The 2,805-nt window shown below is 66.0% G+C and carries 3 protein-coding genes; all 3 read right to left on the bottom strand.

Going from position 1 to position 2,805, the window contains the following annotated elements:
* Positions 1-119: 119 nt before the first annotated feature.
* Entirely contained in the window at positions 120-479 is a 360-nt protein-coding gene (locus AC1DWT_RS50710) for a hypothetical protein (protein ID WP_477926207.1), read from the bottom strand.
* Between the two features lie 523 nt (positions 480-1,002).
* The gene (locus AC1DWT_RS50705) at positions 1,003-1,674 is read right to left on the bottom strand and encodes a DUF8020 domain-containing protein (protein ID WP_477926206.1); all 672 of its coding nucleotides are present in this window, start codon (positions 1,672-1,674) and stop codon (positions 1,003-1,005) included.
* Positions 1,675-1,921: 247 nt separating this feature from the next.
* The coding region (locus AC1DWT_RS50700) for an MFS transporter (protein WP_477926205.1) at positions 1,922-2,805 on the bottom strand (884 nt) is incomplete at its 5' end.

Raw genomic sequence — 2,805 nt, 5'->3', positions numbered from 1 at the left:
GCGTGGTATCGCATCCGCGCCGCCTTCACCTGACCGCAGCCTCCTACTCATACGACACACGAATGCCAAACCCCGGCCGGTGGAACCGGGCACCCACCCGAGCGACATCGGGCGCACACTCACACCCACACACCAAAATCTGTCCCGCACCAGCACACCCCAGCCGAAACCCACCCACCAATCAGAGGGCACGAAAAATTGAGGTTAGATTCCGACCTGCCCCGTGAAATCCGACCTTCGCGCTTGACCCAGCCACCGATCGCGCTACACAGATCGGGTAATTCGCCGAGGCTCACCAGCACCGTGGAAAAGCTCTCAAGCGGCGCGATCACGGCACCGGAGACCTCTACATAGACACGAATCGTCTCTAGGGTTTGCTCCGTGACACGAGAGGTCTCGACAGGTCGATCGAATCCAAGCTCATACAGGTCCTCGGCAACCTTCCTCGGCAGACCGATGCGTATTTGATCACGAACCATCCTGTCGTCCTCCCAGTCTGGCCTGCCGAGCCGCCAAGCTCAATTGATACTAACTTCGATGCCGCGCTGTGCAGCGGAGAGTCCGCGGCCCTGTTGTGGTGACGGCGGGCTTGGCTGGATGAGCGACGGGTGTGAATGACGGGGGAGTGGGGTGGGATAGATGCAGGGTCCGTGTCGTCGATGAGGTCCGCAGAGACGCGGGCGGGAGCCGCAGGATGGTCCAGCCGACGTGGTCGCGTCAGGTGTTGTGGGAGAGATTGTCGTGTTTTCGTGTGAGGCATTTGAGGACGCGGTGGGGCGCAGTTGACGCCGGTGAATGAGACGGCGTGGTGTGCGATGAGTTTCCGGGAGGCGGTTGCATTTCGGCCGGTGGGGGTTCCGGCGAGTTTGGTGCGGACGGTCGGACGGGCCATGAGGGGTTCGGTAGGGGCCGAGCCGCGGTGGCTGCACTGGAGCCTCGGAGCGGGACGAGTGCGGCCCGCCCACGATGGGCGGGCCGCACATGGTGAGGGTCGGAGTGGTGTTACTTCTTSGGGGCCGGGSGTGCGTTCAGCAGGGTGATGAACGGRTCGGCGTTGGCTGCCATGGCGCCGAGGCCGCCGATSGCGGTGCCGGCGAGGGAGGCGCCSGCGCCGACCAGTAGTGCGCCGCCGATGCATCCGGCCACCGGGCCGGCGCCGAGCAGCAGTGCTGCCGGTGCGGAGATCACGGCCCCGGCCACGGCGCCGAGGAGGCAGCCGCCGACGAGACCGGTTGCGGCGCCGAGGAAGCCGCCGACGGCCGCGGTGAGGGTGATGTTGTCCTTGACTCCGGCGGTTGCGGCGGGCAGGTCGACCTGCCGCAGCGGCAGGGTGACCGGGGTGGCGGCGGCCGGGTTGGTGTCGGTGGTCAGGGTCGCGGTGCGGCCGTTGATCTGTGCGGCGACCGGGTGCGCGAAGCCGTCGATAGCGATCGCCAGTGGCACCGACTCGACTGTGGCACCGGAGGCGTCGCGGACGATCAGGTGGTTGTTCTCGTTGCTCAGTGACCCGGCCGACGTTTCGACGATGACCTGGTCACCGTTGCGGGTGAGGTTCCACCCCACCGCCGCGACCGGGACGGGGGTGGGGGTGGGTTCCGCGTGGGCGGTGCCGGCGGCGATTCCCATCGACGCGATGGTCATGGCGGCGACGGCCATCAGTGTGGACATTTTCATGCTCGTGGATTTCCTTCTCGATATTGTGTCGGGGACCGCACGGTCCCTGCTGTGCTGGGCGAAGTCCCGCGGATGACGGCAGCATCGGACGACGCGGCGCCGAGGACGCTGAAGCGCTGTCGTGGGGATGTTGATCCGCACGCTGGCTGTGCAGCAGCCAAGGCGAGGATGGGTGTTCTGCTGTAAGGGGTTCCGCGGGTGGGATCGGTGTTCCCGTACGTTCCCGTACGTTTCCGTGGGGTGTTGTTCAGGCGGCAGGGGTGAGGGTGCCGGCCGGTGAGGGTGTCGATGCGGTCGGTCGCCGCAGGTACATCGTCCAGGTGATGACCGCGCAGATGATGTAGAAGGCGGCGAATACCCAGAATGCGGTGGTGGCCGACTTGTGTACTCCGAGGTAGGAGGCGCGCAGGACGAGGTTGATTGCGACTCCGCCGAGTGCGCCGACGGCGCCGGCGATGCCGATGAGTGCTCCGGACATGGTGCGTGACCATGTGGCGGCGGAGTGGGTATCGTGGGTGTGCAGCGCCTCGGCTTTCGCGGCGAAGATGGCCGGGATCATTTTGTAGACGGACCCGTTGCCGATGCCGGAGATGATGAACAGCAGGATGAATCCGAGGACGTAGGCGGTCATGATGGTGGTGTTGGCGGCTCCGGGGGTGGCGTCGTCGACGGTGCCGGCGACGACGAGGATACCGGCGGCGGCCATCATGGCGACGAAGCTGTAGAGGGTGATCTTGCCGCCTCCGATCGTGTCGGCGAGGCGTCCGCCGAGTGGGCGGGACAGTGATCCGAGGAGCGGTCCGATGAAGGCGATCTGGGCGGCGTGTAGGGCGGCGGTGGCCTGCATGGCGGGGGTCGCCGGGGCGCCGTTGGTGAGTCCGGCGAGGAAGTTGAGTTGCAGGATCTGGCCGAAGGCGAAGCTGAATCCGATGAAGGATCCGAAGGTGCCGATGTAGAGGAACGAGATGATCCAGGAGTCGCGGAAGGCGAGCACCTCGAGCAAGGATCGTGCGCCGGTCTTCTGGTCGGTGAGGTTGTCCATGTGCAGGGCCGCGATGACGGCGGCGATGCCGATGAGCACCAGGTATACGCCGCGATGACGGCGGCGATGCCGATGAGCACCAGGTATAC

It is taken from the genome of Rhodococcus sp. P4_B6 (assembly GCF_056402215.1).
Note: the sequence above shows the minus strand (reverse complement) of the source record. Positions and strands in the feature narration are given on the sequence as shown.